Here is a 15,818-nt window from a genome sequence, read left to right as displayed (position 1 = left end):
TTTATTTTTTTTATATAAAAAATAAATTTAAAAGCACTTATTAAAATATTATATAATAACTATATTTTATATCTTTTGTGTTTAAAAATATAAATTTTTAATATAAATTAATTTTTTAATGTTTGTTAATATATCTTATAATTTAGATGGAGGATAAGGTTGAAATACAAATGTTTCTTTACTTTTATTTTGTATTTAATATAATTATTTTAAACTAATGAAAGTATTTTTTTATCTGTCCGAATGCATTAAAAGTATTAAAGGACTTAACTCTATTAGTTAAATCCTTTAATATTTATTATTATTTCCTTAATGTTATCTTCTCACAATAAATTTAAATTTGGCAGTACCTTTATTGGTTTTGACTTCTAAAATGTATGTATTTGAAATTAAATTTGAAGTATTAATTTGGAATTCAGTTTTAGAGTCAATCACATCTTTGCGTATAAGAAGTCCTACATTGTTAAATATTTTATAACTAGTAGCAACCCTGTTGGAGTCAGAAAATTTGATATTTAATTCATTAATAGCAGGATTTGGATATAATTGGATTCCTTCTGCTATATTTACTTTTTGAGGAGTTTTCCAAACTTCAGAAGTAGTCAAAGAAGCTCTTCTTGGGGAATTTTTTAAAACAGCTAATATTCTTGCTTTTTGATCTAAAGTAAAAGTATTAAAGCAGGTATCATTACAATAATCCATATAATTTTCAGTCATATCATTTCCAGGTTCATTGGGACAAGAATCTTCTATAGTTATGCAAGAATAATTAGGTGCAGCAGCAGCAGGGGTATCTAAACAATAATCGTTTTTACTATCAGTGGCATCGACGGTACATAAGGAATTATCTCCCCAAATATGTCTTAATCCTAGGGCATGTCCTATTTCATGAGTTAATGTTCTTCCTTTATTATATCCGGAATAATAAATGTCTGTTTTATTATTGCTAGATCCAAAAGCTCTCCAATCGAGAATTACCCCATCAGTAGCGGCTATTCCATCAAGATTTTCCAATCCATCTAATTTTGAACCAGAAGGAAACTGGGCGTATCCTAAAGTATTTTTTAAATCCCCAGAGTCATCAAATTCACAGACCCATATATTAAAATATTTATTAGGATCCCATTGAGTTTTAGGTTTTAAAATTTTTTCAACATTATCTGTATCCCATATATAATTTTTTAAAGATATACGGTCTATACCATTTGTTGGGTTGCCTTTAGGGTCTACAATTGCTAATTTAAATTCAATTCCTACATTTGCCCCTATAGGATTATTATTATACCCCGGAGTGTTAATTATTCTTAAATAATCCTGATTAAGAACTGTTATCTGAGAAAACACTCTTTCATTAGAAATATTCTCGTTTTCTCCTATAGCTTTATCTTTATGTATAATGTGTACCACTACTGGAATTATGAGAGTGTCATTAGTATATTTCCCTGATTTTAAGGCCTTTTTTATTTTATCAGTTTTATGAGATATCCATTTTTCAAATTGTTGTTCGGTATCTCGATTAGTGTATTTGCTTTGTAAAAACATTTCATATTCTGTAGAAGCACAACGTATAAGTCCGTTTTTAGGATTTATTAAATTTTTAGATATTTTAGATTGGAATATCTTATTCTCTTTTTTATTTTGTCCTAATAAAATTCCTGATAAGAGAAGTAGGGAGAATAATCTAATAAGTAAGTGATTTATTGTCATGAGCTTAAACTATAAGCAAATATATCGTTTAATTAAATTATTTACAAATTATAAAGAAAACAAATTCATCTTCATAAAAAAATAATCCTTTATTTAGGGAATGCCTTATTACTATTCTTTTGAAAAGAATAAATTAAATGAAATACACCGGGTAGAATAAAAATACTTCCCAACATTAATGCCCAAGCTAAGTTTTTAATAGCCATGGGTTCATCTTCATTACTTATTAAAGATAATGTGCTGTTTTTTAAGAGTATAAGATGGGGGTAATGTTGGTATGTAGCCGCTAATAATATCATAATTACTTGAAAACCAGCCAAAATTCGTATCGGGGCATACTTTTTCAATTTCAAATAATAATATATACCTAATAATGAAACTGTAGCCAATATCACTGAAATTTGACCTATTGTTCCTTTGTATACCCATTCAAAAATTGGTATATCAGATATATAAGCTGCAACAAATACTAAAATACCTGTCATAACGACTATAAGTTGATATAATTTCACTTTTATTATCAAAAATTGTTTATCGCTATTTTCTTTTACTTGGGGTAAAATATAACAGGATGCTAAAAATCCACAAATAGAAATGGTGAAAATTCCTAATGCACATCCAAATGGAGTGAACCAACTAAAAATATAGGCAGACAAAAAATCAGTAGATTCGGTATCAATAGTCATAGAAACTGTAGAAGCAGCAATAACCCCTAAAAAGAAGGGAGTTATTAAGCTAGACCAAGTAAAGATTTTATTATATACAATTTGCCAATGATCATTTATAACATCGTAATTTCGGAAAGAGAATGCTGTGCCCCTTGCAATGATTCCTAAAAGCATAAGTACTAAAGGAATATGCAGATAGGTAGACATGGTGGCATAAATATTGGGAAACCCTACAAAAAGTATAACGATTACAATAATTAGCCACATATGATTTGCTTCCCAAACGGGTCCCATAGATTTATACATAATTTTACCAGCCCTATTTTTATTTTTTTTACTGCTGAATAATTCTACTATTCCTGCACCAAAATCTGCTCCACCTAGTAATAAATATAAGCAAATAGCTGTCCAAAGAAAGAATATGACTACATATAGATAAAACATAATTTTTTACTTTTTATTTAAGATATAATTTTTGTCAGTTGGGTCGTAAAGTTTTGGAACCATTTTAATTTGACGGTATATAAGAAAAGCAACTATTAAAGACAGAGAGATAAAAATTGCTGTAAATAAATAAAATGAATAAGCTATTCCCGGCATGGGGGAAACAGCATCTGCCGTTTTCATAACCTTGTATATAATCCATGGTTGGCGTCCTACCTCAGTAACTGTCCATCCTGCTTCTAATGCTATATACCCCAAAGGAGTAGCAATAACAAAAAATTTTAGTAAATATTTATTATTAACCCATTGTTTTTTCCTAATTATTCCTATAAGATAAATAAAGCCAAGAATCATGAGTATTACACCTAAAAATACCATAATTTGAAATGAATAATGAGTGATAGAAACAGGAGGTCTATCATTTTTAGGAAAATCTGAAAGACCTTTCACCGGTGTTTTAAAATTTCCATGGGCTAAAAAGCTTAACAAACCAGGTATTTTAACTGCCAATTTTACTTTTTCGTTCTTAACATCCGGAATACCACCAATAATTAATGCTGATGCAGAATCTGTTTTAAAGTGTGCTTCCATAGCCGCTAGTTTTTCTGGTTGTCTTTGGGTTATATCTTTAGCGGAGATATCTCCGCTTATAGGCTGCAATATAGCAGCAATAGATGCCGATATAGCGGCTATTTTAAAGGCTCGTGAATGGAATTTAATGTTTTTTCTCTTAAGGATCATAAGTGCATGGATACCCGCAATCGCAAAACCGGTAGCAACAAAAGCTGCTATAATCATATGTAAGGCCTGTGAAAACCAAGCATCATTAAACATTGCTTTTATTGGGTCTATATTCAAATATTTACCATTTATATAATCGAATCCTGCAGGGCTATTCATCCAGGCATTTGCAGAAACAACCAATATTCCTGAAGCTAATCCGCTTATACCTACTAATAATCCGGTGAACCAATGAAACCAAGGATTTAGTTTCTTCCATCCATAAAGATAAAACCCCAAAGCAATAGCTTCAACAAAAAAAGCAGTTCCTTCTAATGAAAAAGGCATTCCGAAAATTGGTCCGGCATGTTTCATAAATTTAGGCCATAATAAACCTAATTCAAATGAGAGCATGGTACCTGAAACAGCTCCTGTAGCAAATAGTATTGCAATACCCATACTCCAAGCCTTGGTAATTCCTTTATATATTTCATCGCCTGTTTTTAAGTATTTGTAGTGAGATATTGCCATAAAAATTGGCATTACCATTCCTATACAGGAAAAGATGATGTGGAAGCCTAAGGATAACGCCATTTGTGAGCGTGCGGCTATAAAATCATTCATGTTTTAATTTGTTATTTTTAGTATTAAAGATTCAAATTTATGAAGGAATTATATATACTAAAAGTTTAATAATTGTATTTTTTTATAGCTGTATATAAGTGTTTGAGATTTCTAGTTAAATTAGTATAGATGTTTAAATATTTTTCTATAAATAAATTATAATAAGAGAACAGAGAAATATATTATAGATTTGAAAGAAATAAAAAAACAAAATGAAAAATAAGATTTGGTTTGTCTTTATTTTAATATTTAGCATTACTAGTGTTAGTTGTACACAAAAGAAAAATATTAATGGTGATTTATATATTTTGTTTAAAATTTCAGTTAATGATAAAGCTTTAGATCCCACTTATAAAAGGCTAACTCAAAAATCATAAAATGGTAAGATTAATGCAGAAATTCAATAGAATTTTTAATTCATGAAAAAGCGAATGATGTAGATAATATATTTAATTTTAATAAAGAAAAATATATTATCTGATAAGAGTTATATAATGTATTAAAAATTATTTTATAAAATTCTTAGGATTTGCTTTAAATTCTTCCTTACAATTGGAACTACAAAATCCATATAATTTACCATCATAAGTAAGAGTATCTTTTAAATGTTTGGAAGTTGGCATTTGACAAACGGGGTCTAGTTTATTAATAACTTTAACATTTGAAAGAACTTCTTTATCATTATTAGGCATTACATTATCTTTTTCTTTAGAGTTACAAGATATGATTGAAGATAATACAATTATTGATAAAAACAATATTTTTCCTTTCATTTTATAAGGTGTTTATTATTAATCAAAGATGGTAAAAAATCTGGTAAATAACAATTTTATTTTTGGTGCCACATTTCTGTCAATTTAATAAAATCATCTACAGATAATTGTTCTGCTCTTAAAGATAAATAATTGTGATTGCTCAAATATTCAGGAATAGCCAAAGATTTGAGGGCATTTCTTAATGTTTTTCTGCGCTGATTAAATCCTGCTTTAACAATTCTTATAAAAAGATTGTTGTCTATTCCCTCAATGGTATCTCTATATCTGGTTAACCTTATGACAGCAGATTTAACCTTAGGCGGAGGAATGAACACATGTTCATGTACAGTAAAAAGATACTCAGTTTTATAATAAGCCTGTGTAAGAACCGATAATATTCCGTATATTTTATTTCCTTTAGCAGCTACTATTCTCTCTGCAACCTCTTTTTGAAACATGCCTACCATTTCAGGGATCAAAGATTTATTTTCTAATATTTTAAAAATAATTTGAGAAGAAATATTGTATGGAAAATTACCAATTATAGCCAAAGATTGATTAAAAAGCGAGGGTATATCTAGTTTTAAAAAATCTCCTACAATATGGTTTTTTAATTGTGGATAGTGGATTAGAAGATATTCAATTGATTCGGTATCTATTTCAGAAACAAAAGTTTCAATATTTTTTTGTAGCAAAAATTCAGTTAAAACCCCCATTCCCGGACCTATTTCCAAAACTTTCAGGTAGTTTGCATACGTTAAAGAATTTATAATTTTAGAAGCTATATTTTGGTCATTTAAAAAATGTTGACCTAAATGTTTTTTAGGTTTAACTCTCAATGTTAATAGTTTTTAACAATTTTTTATAGTCAAAATTACATTAAAATATATTAGGATTTTATACTTTAGCAAATATTTTATAAATAATATGGCTTCAAAATTAGATAGGATTAATAAGAATAGATTGCGTTCATCAAACGTAACAGTGGTTATAAGTATATCTCTTGTATTGTTTTTGATTGGAATTATTGGAATGATTATTATTAATGCAAATTCATATATTGATTATTTAAAAGAACAAATGGTAATTGAGGTGTTTTTTAAAAATGAAAAAGATAAAAAAGATTTGGTGAAAAATGAAAAATCTCAGTTATTATATTTAGATACTGTTAGAACAAATCCCTACGTGAAATCAGCAAAATATATATCTAAAAAACAAGCAGTCCAAATAGCTAAAAAAGATTTAGGAGTAGATTCTGAAGCCTTATTTGAAGAAGATATATTTCCTGCGTCCATAACAGTAGCACTAAAGCCTGAATATATAGATTCTACACATATTGAAACAATTAAACATCAATTACAAAAAAATAAAATTGTAGATGAAGTAAAATCTGATAGTCAACTTTTATCACAAATGAATAAAGGAGTTAACAAAATTACTATTGGTATTTCAGTTCTTGCAGTAATTATTCTACTTATTTCAGTTTCTTTAATTAATAATTCAATAAGGCTTAAAATTTATTCTAAAAGATTTATTATTAAAACCATGCAATTAGTAGGAGCTAAACGCTTTTTTATTATGAAACCTTTTTTAGGGCAAGCCATTGTATTAGGTTCTATAGGGGCAGTTATAGCATTAATATTGCTTTCTGGTGTAAATTACGGTTTAATCCATTATAATATTTTACCTCCTATAGTAGAATATAGCAATTATATACTTTTATTTTTGTTTATCTTAATATTAGGAGTTTTAATTACTACACTCAGCACATGGTTAGCTACCTGGAGGTTTTTAAGATTAAAACTAGATGATTTATATTATTCCTAAAATTTGCAATAAATTAGCAAATTGAAAAAAGATACCAATGAAGAAAAAAACAGATCAAAAAAAACTTTCCGAGACTTCAAAAATGTTTCTTTTTGGAAAGAAAAATTATATATATATGTTTATAGGAGTTGGATTGATTGCTCTAGGATTATTATTAATGACAGGCCCAGATGCCAATACAATAAATGGAGTATATGATAAAAATAACTGGAATGAAGATATTTTTAGTTTTAGAAGAATACGTTTAGCTCCTATTTTTATTGTGCTTGGTTTTATCGTAGAGGTTTATGCTATAATGACAAGTTCAACTAAAAAAGAAAATTCTTAATTTATGAGTACCGTAGAAGCAATAATCATTGCTATTGTAGAAGGTCTTACTGAATATTTGCCTGTTTCGTCTACAGCTCATATGATTTTTACCAGTTCCATTTTAGGTATTCAGGAAGATAATTTCTTAAAAATGTTTGAATATTGTATACAATTTGGTGCCATATTAGCTGTTGTTGTATTATACTGGAAAAAATTCTTTGATTTTAAAAAACTTAATTTCTATATCAAATTAGTTTGTGCGGTTATACCAGCCTTGATTTTAGGAAAATTATTTAGTGATAAAATAGATGCAATTTTAGAAAAACCTATCCCCATAGCCATAGTCTTGGTAATTGGAGGTTTTATATTATTATTTATAGATAAATATTTTAAAAAACCTACTGTTTTCAAGGAAGAAGATATTTCTATCAAACAAGCTGTAGTTATAGGCTTTTGGCAATGTTTAGCAATGATGCCAGGAACCAGTAGGTCAGCAGCATCCATTATCGGAGGGATGCAACAAAAATTAACTAGAGAAGTTGCAGCTGAATTTTCCTTTTTTTTAGCTGTACCTACTATGTTGGCTGTAACTGTATATTCACTTACTTTAAAAAAATGGAAAGAGGGAAATATAGAAATGAGAGGTTATGAAATATTAGCATCCAATAGTGATAAATTAGGTGTTTTTTTATTAGGAAATTTTGTAGCTTTTATAGTAGCTATTTTTGCTATTAAATTTTTTGTAGGAGTAATAAAAAAATTTGGCTTTAAAATTTGGGGATGGTATAGAATCATTGTAGGGATTCTTTTATTAGTATATTTTTTCTTTTACCAAGAAAGTTAATTTTATAGACTTCCCCTTTAATTTTTTTTGAAAAGATAATTTTCTGATTATAGTTTATATAATTGAAATTATATAATATAATAAACCCACTTCTGTAATCAGTTTTTTATTATTACTGACATAAATAAAGTATTTAAAAGAAAAAGTGTTCGTTCATTTTAAGTAGTTAAGAATTCTCATAAAATATTAATTTAGTGTAGATACTTCTAAATTATCTTAAGTAAATTATAATTCATAATTAAATTTTTCAATAAAATATATATGTCATTGATAATGATATGGCAAGGTATATCATTTTTTTATGTTTAAATTGCACTTATTTTTATTATGGATCAGGAACAAATATTAGAAAAAGTTCATAAATTTTTATTCTCATATTTTAATTCCAGAGAATATGAAATTTCACCTATTACAAACAGTGCATCAGATAGAAAATATTTTAAAATAAAGTTTAATAAAGTATTTTTTATATTAACATTTAGTAGTAATATAGCAGAAACACAAACATTTTTATATTTTTCTAAAATATTCAAAAAAGAAGGTATTCCTGTACCGGAAATTTTGAAAGTAGACGCTGATTTGGATATTTATTTACAGGAATATTTAGGAAATCAAAGTTTATTTTCAATAATAAACCAAGAAGGAGAAAATATAAAAATTAAAAAATTATATGAACAATCCTTAGATGACTTAATAAAACTACAATTTAAAGTATCCAAAAAAATAAATTATTCACAATGTTATGATTTTTGTAGGTTTGATAGAAATATAATTTTTAATGATTTAAATTATTTTAAATTTTATTTTTTTATGCCTTTGGAAATACCTTATTCTAATAATAAATTAATGCATGAATTTTATCAAATTGGGAAAAAAATAGAACAATTATCCCCCCAAGGTTTTGTATTTCGAGATTTCCAATCCAGAAATATTATGATTAAAGAATCAAAACCGTATTTTATAGATTATCAGGGAGGAATGAAAGGAAATACTTTATATGACCTTGTGTCTTTATTATGGCAAGCAAAGGTTCATCTATCAGTAAAATTAAAAGAAGATTTAAAATACTATTATGTAGAAAAAGTTAAAGATATAAGTCATTTATCCATAGATCAGTTAGAAGAAGCCTATCAATACTGTTTGCTTATAAGGCTATTGCAAGTTTTAGGAGCTTATGGATTTCGAGGAATGTTACAAAAAAAAGAACATTTTATTAATAGCATAGGTCTAGGATTAGATAATTTAAAATGTTGGATGGGGCAAAGTACTATTATTAAAAATTATCCTGAATTATATAAAATCATTTCCAGTTTATTTAATAAAGATGTAGAAAATAAAATTAATGACATAATAAATAAATCATGAAAAAAACACTGCATATTTTAGTTCAAAGTTTTTCTTATCGTAAAGGATATCCGGAAGATCCAGCTGGGAATGGGGGAGGATTTGTTTTTGATTGTCGAGGCATTTTAAATCCCTATAGATTTGGAAATTTAAAATATCTCACAGGTAAAGATAAAGAGGTTGAAGAATTTTTTGTTGAAAAAACGGATATGCCAGAATTTATTGAATCTATAAAAAAGATTATTGATATTACAATTAACAATTATTTAGAACGTGAATTTTCAGATTTACAAATTAATTTTGGATGTACAGGAGGGCAACATAGATCAGTATATTCTGCAGAAAAAATAGCATTATATATAATTGAAAAATATCCTCAAACTCGAGTTTCCCTTGTACATAGAAATTCTAAAAATTGGATGTTGAAATAGCTTATATAAAAAGCAAATAATTTTGAAGAATCTTATAAAATTATTATTTCTATTTTTTCAGATGTTTATGTTCTCGTGTTATGGACAAAAAAATGTTATTAATTTTAATCCTAGATATTTACCTGATAAAATATATAAGAAAAATATTACTCAAATGTGTGTAATACAATTAGAAATTCAGGGAAATAAAGAAATGTTAGAAGAAATAATAAAAAATGGAATTGAAAATCCTGCTATACAAACAGAAAAGGAAAGAGAAAAAATATTAATAACTACCGGTAAATTATCACCTAATCATACTTTTCCAATCTCAGGTAAAACAGAAAATATTGAAAATTCAAAATTAAAAGGAATAGCATTTAAAGGGTATTGCAAATTAGGATATTCTCCCATAATAAATTCGTTAGATTCCTTACAATTAAAAAAAGATATAGAGGAAAAATTGATTTTATATATTGAGAAATTATTGCGAGAGAATATTATTTCTCAAAGAAAAATTAAAATTGGCGATAGTATTTCAGTTGTTTCACCACTTATTAATTATTCAACAGAAAATTTGAATATAGATTTGAAAGAGACAACTATTTATCATTTACAGAAACTAAAGGGGAAAAAAGTTTTTTTTAACTTTACTCAAAATTATATAACCAAAGCTGCTATTAACAAATCACAGTTTTCAGGAAATGGGAAAGGAAAAGGAATTTTAGTTTATGATTTAGAAAAACAATTTATCATTTATAATAAAAGTTCTGGAAAGGTAGAATTAGATTCTAGCAATGTATATCCAGATATTAAATTTAGTATAAAAATGAAATTTAATACAAAAGAGAAAAATACAATAAAATAAACATTTTATTAAATCCTTATGTCTATACACTTTGAATTAAAAAAAATTACTACAGAAACTTTAAAAAAAATGAAAGTTTCCGGAGAAAAAATTTCTATGTTAACCGCTTATGATTATTCTATGGCAAAGCTTGCTGATGAAGGAGGATTAGAAGCTATATTAGTTGGAGATTCAGCAGCAAATGTTATGGCTGGTTACGAAAGTACATTACCTATTACATTAGATCATATGATTTATCATGCGCAATCGGTGGTTCGAGCCGTTAAAAGAGCATTGGTAATAGTAGATTTGCCTTTTGGTACATATCAGTCAGACCCTATACAAGCCTATAATTCAGCTGTAAGAATAATGAAAGAATCAGGAGCTTCAGCAATCAAAATAGAAGGAGGAGAGGAAATAAAAGATTCTATAAAATCAATTTTATATTCAGGTATTCCTGTTATGGGACATTTAGGGCTTACTCCCCAATCTATTAATAAATTTGGGTCATTCAAGCTAAGGGCAAAAGAACTAGATGAAGCAGAAAAGTTAATTTCCGATGCCAAATTACTTGAAAAATTAGGGTGTTTTTCTATAGTTTTAGAAAAAATTCCTTCAGATTTAGCAGAGAAAATCTCTCGAGAATTGAGTATTCCTATTATAGGTATAGGAGCAGGTAATGAGACTGATGGACAGGTGTTGGTAATACATGATTTATTGGGTATGAATAAAGACTTTAAACCTAAATTTGTCCGTAAATACTTAAATCTTCATGAAGAAATAACAGTAGCTGTTTCACAATATGTTAAAGATGTAAAAAGCAAAAATTTTCCAAATAAAGAAGAAAGTTTTTAAATAATTCTTTTAATATTTTGTATTCAATATGAATTTTGAAGAGCAAATACTTTTTGAAGATAATCACATTATTATAATTAATAAAAAATCAGGGCAAATTGTACAAGGAGATAAAACTGGCGATATTCCATTGGTAGATGAAGTTAAAAATTACTTAAAAAAGAAATATAATAAACCTGGTAATGTATTTGCCGGTTTGGTGCATAGGTTAGATCGACCCACATCCGGAATTGTAATTTTTGCTAAAACCAGTAAAGCGTTAAGTCGCCTAACTCAAATGCTCAAAAAAAGGGAAATTAAAAAGACGTATTGGGCTGTAATAAAAAAAAAGAATATGCCTGAAAATCAGCGTTTAGTACATTATTTAAAAAAGAATGAAAAAAATAATAAAACTATAGCATATAATCATCCGTTTCAAAATGCTAAAGAAGCAATATTAACTTATCATATAATTAAAAAATCGGATCACTATCAATTATTAGAAATAAATTTAGAAACAGGAAGACATCATCAAATAAGAGCCCAATTAAGTGCGATTGAATGTCCTATTAAAGGAGATTTAAAATATGGTTTTGAACGATCTAATGCGGACGGAAGTATATATTTATTAGCTAGAAAAATAGAATTTATACATCCAGTAAAAAAAATAAAAATTTTTTTAGAAGCTCCTGTTCCTCAAAATGATAATCTATGGAAAAGCTTTCAAAAATAAATTTTGTAAAATTAAGATTTAGTATTTATGATTTTCTACTTAGCGTATTATTTTTTCTACTTGAGATTTTTATTGGTCTTTTTGTGAAAGATCATTTTATAAGACCTTGGGGCGGAGACTTTTTAGTGATATTTTTAATTTATTATTTTATAAAGGCATTTGTAAAAATACCCTCTCTATTACTTATATTTTTAGTTTTAATGTTTGCGTGTTTAGTAGAAATTAGTCAATATTTTCATATAGTAGATATATTAGAAATTAAAAATAAGATATTAAGAATAGCTATCGGAAATTCTTTTAGTTGGGGAGATATATTAGTCTATATTTTGGGTGCTATTACTTGTTACTATTTTGATAGCAAAATATTTAATAAAAAAGGGAAAATTTCTAATTAGAAATCTTCCCTTTTTTTATAATTTAAATTTAAATTATTTCACATAAATATATTTGATATTTATCTCAGTATTATTATTTACAATAATTTTTAACGGATATTTAGAAGGATTAAATTCAATATAACTATATGTATTTCCATCCCAATCAGTAATAATATTATTGATTAAATTAAAAGTTCCCGGAAATTCTTCTCCAAAATTATTAAATAACCAATTAGGTGTCTGTACAGAGCTCATCCATCCTTTTGTTTTATCATAAACATTTTGGTCACTGTTTTTAGTAAGTAAATTGCCAGCAGCATCGTATCCGTAAGTAATTGTTCCTGTGTCAGGGTTATTTTTTGAAATCAGTTGCTGTTTGCTATTCAACGTAAGAGTGTAAGTTTTATTTACTCCGGAAATTATAACATTTTCTAATATGTTTTCTTTATCTATATATTTATAGGTGTACTTGGCAATACCCGTTTTATATGAATTTACAGACACCTCTGTAACATTATTGGTATTTTCGTCATAAGCAATGTTATAGGTATTTTTATATCCTCCGGTAAGTGTTTCCTGAATAGATATAAGCTGATTTTTAGAATTATAATTTAATGTAATGTAACTACTAGTAGATATAGCTCCGGTACTAGGATCTGTAAAAGATTTTGTAATTTCTGAAGGTAATAATTTCAGATTTTGAGAGGAATTATCTATTTCGTAAGGTTCAAAATTTTCTTCTCCACAAGAGAAAAATAACGAAAAAGAGAACATAGTAATAGCTATTAACAATAAATTTTTCATAAATTGCTTTTTGCAAATATACTATATTTTTATAGATCTTTCATGATAGAACCTTATAAAGTGAATTAAAAATGGCATTGCATAATGATTTAGGAAAAGAAGCCGAAAATGAAGCTGTAACTTATTTGATTTCAAAAGGGTATGATATTTTAGAGAAAAATTGGAGATATAAAAAAGCTGAGGTTGATATAATTACACTTTATAAAGAAGAATTGGTAATTGTAGAAGTTAAAGCCAGAAGTTCCGATCTTTTTATAAATCCTGAAGATGCTGTTACTCCAGCAAAGAGGAAAAGAATTATTGAAGCAGTTAATTATTATGTAATAGATAAAGATTGGAATGTAAATGTTAGATTTGATATTATTTCTTTATTAAAAAAGAGAGAAAAATGGACCATTAATCATATAGAAGATGCATTTGATATTCTTTTATAAATAAAAATCTTTGGTTAGCTCTTTATACTCAGCAGACCATACACGTGGACTTTTTTCAACATAAAAATATCTTTCTTCTTTTTTTATGGGGTCTATGTTAGAAAACTCAACTATAGTCCTATTTATTTTTCCATTTTTAATGCCGGATATACGTACAATTTTTTGAGGGTATAAATGTATTGACTCTGCGAAAGAAAAAATAACTTCTTCATCATAATGTGGGAATATACATCCCATGATTCCTTTATTATTAAGTAAAATTTTTGATTTTAATAATAAGGTTCTATAATCCAATTTTAATTGTTGTCTAGCTATGGGATGCTTAGTATGATGGGGTTGAGTGCTTTTAAAATAAGGAGGGTTACAAATAATATAATCAAAATGAAGTAAAGGAGAAAATTTTTGTAACTCTAAATTAAAAACAGTAATTCTTGACGAAAAATCAGAATTTGAAATATTTTTTTGCGCTAGTAAAAAGGCTTCTTTTTCCGATTCTAGTGCTGTTATGGTTGCTTTAGAATTTCGCTGGGCACACATAAGAGAAAGCAAACCTGTGCCGGTTCCTATGTCTAAAATAGTTTGAGCGGAATTAATATTTGTAAGACAGCCTAATAACACACTGTCTGTGCCAACTTTAAAAACGGATGGAGCTTGTAAGATTGAGAATTTTTTAAAATGAAAAATCTTATTCATTTTTAGGAATTTCAAATTTAAAAACAGTACCTTCTCCTACTTCAGAAAAAAAGGAAATATTACCATCATATTCTTCAATAATTTTTTTTGTTATAGCAAGCCCTAATCCACTACCACTGGTTTTGGTAGAAAATTGTGGAGTAAAAATTTTAGGTTGTATTTTTTCAGGTATACCATTACCATTATCTATGATTATAAAATATACCATACGTATATCATGTCTTATTTTTACAATAATATTTGGAATTCTTTTCTCAGGAACTGATTGAAAAGCATTTTTGATAAGATTAGTAAGAACTCTGTTTAGTAAATTTGGATCTATATTTAATATAATGGAGTCTTCCAAATAATCCATTACTAAATATTGAGAAGGAAATATTTCCAAGCAATTTTTCACCACTTCAATTACATTTATTCTTTCATCTTTCTTTAGGGGCATTTTAGCAAAATCTGAAAAAGCCTCGGCTATAGAAGATATAGTATTGATTTGTTGAATTAGTGATTGAAAAAGAATGTTTAGCTTACTAACCACTTCCGGATCTTTAGGGTTGAATTTCATTTGGAAACTTTGAATTTCCAGTTTCATGGGAGTTAAAGGGTTTTTAATTTCATGAGCCACTTGCCTGGCCATTTCTTGCCAAGCACTATCTTTTTCTGCCTTTATAAGAGCATCCGTTTGCTGTTTAAATTTAGATAACATAGTGTTATAAGCACTAACTAATGGACTTATTTCATCTATATAGCTGTATAGAATGGGGCGATTATGTGAAAGGGCGCCGGTATCACTTAATCGATAAGCTATTTCTTTAATTCTTTTGGTAAGATTTTGTGAAAAAAACCATGAAAATATTCCACTGATTATCATTACTATAAACATTATAGCCACATATCTATATAATAAATCATAAAAATCTTTTTTTAAGAAATAATCATCATGAAGATATGGGAAATTTATTATAGCTATAGGTTGATAATCATTATTATATATGTATCTATATACAGAGGTAGAATTGGAATTGGCATTAGGTGATTTTTCAGTTATTTCTATGCGATCATTATTTCTATTGAGATTTTTTAATATTTCTTTTGAAATAAACTCAGTTTTTTGAGTTGGTATTTTATTCCCTAAAATAAATTTACCATCTAATGTATAAAAATTAATATCTATATTATTTATATCAGCGATTTCATAAATTTTATTGCCTATTTTTTCTTTTACTTCTTTTGCTTTAGTATTTCTGTTAGAAAGAAGATAATCAAAAGTTTCAATAATTAATTGTTCTTTTCTTTCCAATCTTCTATTATTATAATCTTTTGCAATTTTAATGTATTGGTAAAAAGTTATAATTCCCATAGCAAATATGGTACTAATCACAACTAAAATCATGACTAAAAAAATGCGAAGAGAAAGTGGAAATCTTCTATACATTAATTATAAGAATAA

The 15,818-nt window shown here is 27.0% G+C and carries 19 protein-coding genes; 11 read left to right on the top strand and 8 right to left on the bottom strand.

From position 1 onward, the window contains the following. Positions 1 to 315 precede the first annotated feature (315 nt). From C4S76_RS00855 to C4S76_RS00845, 3 genes are all read right to left on the bottom strand, one after another. Entirely contained in the window at positions 316 to 1,707 is a 1,392-nt protein-coding gene (locus C4S76_RS00855; protein WP_105191715.1) for a M43 family zinc metalloprotease, read from the bottom strand. A gap of 89 nt (positions 1,708 to 1,796) precedes the next feature. Beyond that, positions 1,797 to 2,819 (bottom strand): cytochrome d ubiquinol oxidase subunit II, encoded by a 1,023-nt coding sequence (locus C4S76_RS00850; RefSeq protein ID WP_105191713.1) that lies wholly within the window; start codon positions 2,817 to 2,819, stop codon positions 1,797 to 1,799. A gap of 6 nt (positions 2,820 to 2,825) precedes the next feature. After that, positions 2,826 to 4,163 (bottom strand): cytochrome ubiquinol oxidase subunit I, encoded by a 1,338-nt coding sequence (locus tag C4S76_RS00845; protein WP_105191711.1) that lies wholly within the window; start codon positions 4,161 to 4,163, stop codon positions 2,826 to 2,828. Between the two features lie 212 nt (positions 4,164 to 4,375). Here C4S76_RS00845 and C4S76_RS11705 point away from each other — a divergent pair, with 212 nt between their 5' ends. Next, positions 4,376 to 4,540 (top strand): hypothetical protein, encoded by a 165-nt coding sequence (locus C4S76_RS11705; RefSeq protein ID WP_181044011.1) that lies wholly within the window; start codon positions 4,376 to 4,378, stop codon positions 4,538 to 4,540. A gap of 129 nt (positions 4,541 to 4,669) precedes the next feature. On the opposite strand, the gene C4S76_RS00840 is transcribed toward C4S76_RS11705, so the two are convergent. Together C4S76_RS00840 and rsmA are read right to left on the bottom strand one after the other, a co-directional pair. Next, on the bottom strand, positions 4,670 to 4,936 hold the full coding sequence (locus C4S76_RS00840) for a YHS domain-containing protein (protein ID WP_245915765.1): 267 nt from the start codon (positions 4,934 to 4,936) through the stop codon (positions 4,670 to 4,672). Between the two features lie 56 nt (positions 4,937 to 4,992). Further along, a complete protein-coding gene (gene rsmA, locus C4S76_RS00835; RefSeq protein WP_105191709.1) occupies positions 4,993 to 5,757 on the bottom strand; it encodes a 16S rRNA (adenine(1518)-N(6)/adenine(1519)-N(6))-dimethyltransferase RsmA in 765 nt (254 codons plus the stop codon). Positions 5,758 to 5,845: 88 nt separating this feature from the next. Between rsmA and C4S76_RS00830 the strand changes: the two genes are divergently transcribed. From C4S76_RS00830 to C4S76_RS00790, 9 genes are all read left to right on the top strand, one after another. Continuing rightward, entirely contained in the window at positions 5,846 to 6,745 is a 900-nt protein-coding gene (locus C4S76_RS00830; protein WP_105191707.1) for a cell division protein FtsX, read from the top strand. 37 nt (positions 6,746 to 6,782) lie between these two features. After that, a complete protein-coding gene (locus C4S76_RS00825) occupies positions 6,783 to 7,073 on the top strand; it encodes a DUF3098 domain-containing protein (protein WP_105191705.1) in 291 nt (96 codons plus the stop codon). Between the two features lie 3 nt (positions 7,074 to 7,076). After that, entirely contained in the window at positions 7,077 to 7,898 is an 822-nt protein-coding gene (locus C4S76_RS00820; RefSeq protein ID WP_105191703.1) for an undecaprenyl-diphosphate phosphatase, read from the top strand. Between the two features lie 327 nt (positions 7,899 to 8,225). Next, positions 8,226 to 9,263: an aminoglycoside phosphotransferase family protein gene (locus C4S76_RS00815; RefSeq protein ID WP_105191701.1), complete on the top strand. Its 1,038-nt coding sequence runs from the start codon at positions 8,226 to 8,228 to the stop codon at positions 9,261 to 9,263. Then, positions 9,260 to 9,673, top strand: a complete 414-nt coding sequence (locus C4S76_RS00810) for a RapZ C-terminal domain-containing protein (RefSeq protein WP_105191699.1) — start codon at positions 9,260 to 9,262, stop codon at positions 9,671 to 9,673. The genes C4S76_RS00815 and C4S76_RS00810 overlap by 4 nt, the downstream gene beginning before the upstream one ends. A 154-nt stretch (positions 9,674 to 9,827) precedes the next feature. Next, positions 9,828 to 10,520 carry a hypothetical protein gene (locus C4S76_RS00805; protein WP_146105652.1) on the top strand — a complete coding sequence of 231 codons (693 nt, stop codon included), beginning with the start codon at positions 9,828 to 9,830 and terminating at the stop codon, positions 10,518 to 10,520. An 18-nt stretch (positions 10,521 to 10,538) separates the two neighbouring features. Next, complete coding sequence (gene panB / locus C4S76_RS00800) at positions 10,539 to 11,354, top strand: 3-methyl-2-oxobutanoate hydroxymethyltransferase (RefSeq protein WP_105191695.1); 816 nt, start codon at positions 10,539 to 10,541, stop codon at positions 11,352 to 11,354. 28 nt (positions 11,355 to 11,382) lie between these two features. Beyond that, on the top strand, positions 11,383 to 12,066 hold the full coding sequence (locus C4S76_RS00795) for an RluA family pseudouridine synthase (protein WP_105191693.1): 684 nt from the start codon (positions 11,383 to 11,385) through the stop codon (positions 12,064 to 12,066). Beyond that, complete coding sequence (locus tag C4S76_RS00790) at positions 12,045 to 12,461, top strand: ribosomal maturation YjgA family protein (RefSeq protein ID WP_105191691.1); 417 nt, start codon at positions 12,045 to 12,047, stop codon at positions 12,459 to 12,461. Before C4S76_RS00795 ends, C4S76_RS00790 begins: the two co-directional genes overlap by 22 nt. Positions 12,462 to 12,494: 33 nt before the next feature. Here C4S76_RS00790 and C4S76_RS00785 read toward each other — a convergent pair whose 3' ends face one another. Beyond that, positions 12,495 to 13,247, bottom strand: a complete 753-nt coding sequence (locus tag C4S76_RS00785; RefSeq protein WP_105191689.1) for an RHS repeat domain-containing protein — start codon at positions 13,245 to 13,247, stop codon at positions 12,495 to 12,497. Positions 13,248 to 13,318: 71 nt separating this feature from the next. Between C4S76_RS00785 and C4S76_RS00780 the strand changes: the two genes are divergently transcribed. Next, positions 13,319 to 13,681, top strand: coding sequence for a YraN family protein (locus tag C4S76_RS00780; protein WP_105191687.1), 363 nt, complete (start codon positions 13,319 to 13,321; stop codon positions 13,679 to 13,681). Here the strand turns inward: C4S76_RS00780 and C4S76_RS00775 are convergent. Next, on the bottom strand, positions 13,676 to 14,374 hold the full coding sequence (locus C4S76_RS00775) for a tRNA1(Val) (adenine(37)-N6)-methyltransferase (RefSeq protein WP_105191685.1): 699 nt from the start codon (positions 14,372 to 14,374) through the stop codon (positions 13,676 to 13,678). The two genes, C4S76_RS00780 and C4S76_RS00775, sit on opposite strands and share 6 nt — an antisense overlap. Beyond that, the gene (locus C4S76_RS00770) at positions 14,367 to 15,803 is read right to left on the bottom strand and encodes a sensor histidine kinase (RefSeq protein ID WP_105191683.1); all 1,437 of its coding nucleotides are present in this window, start codon (positions 15,801 to 15,803) and stop codon (positions 14,367 to 14,369) included. The genes C4S76_RS00775 and C4S76_RS00770 overlap by 8 nt, the downstream gene beginning before the upstream one ends. Between the last annotated feature and the right edge of the window lie 15 nt (positions 15,804 to 15,818).

Origin of the sequence: Apibacter adventoris (genome assembly GCF_002964965.1) — a bacterium.
Lineage (GTDB): Bacteria > Bacteroidota > Bacteroidia > Flavobacteriales > Weeksellaceae > Apibacter > Apibacter adventoris.
This window is presented reverse-complemented; position numbering and strand designations above follow the sequence as displayed.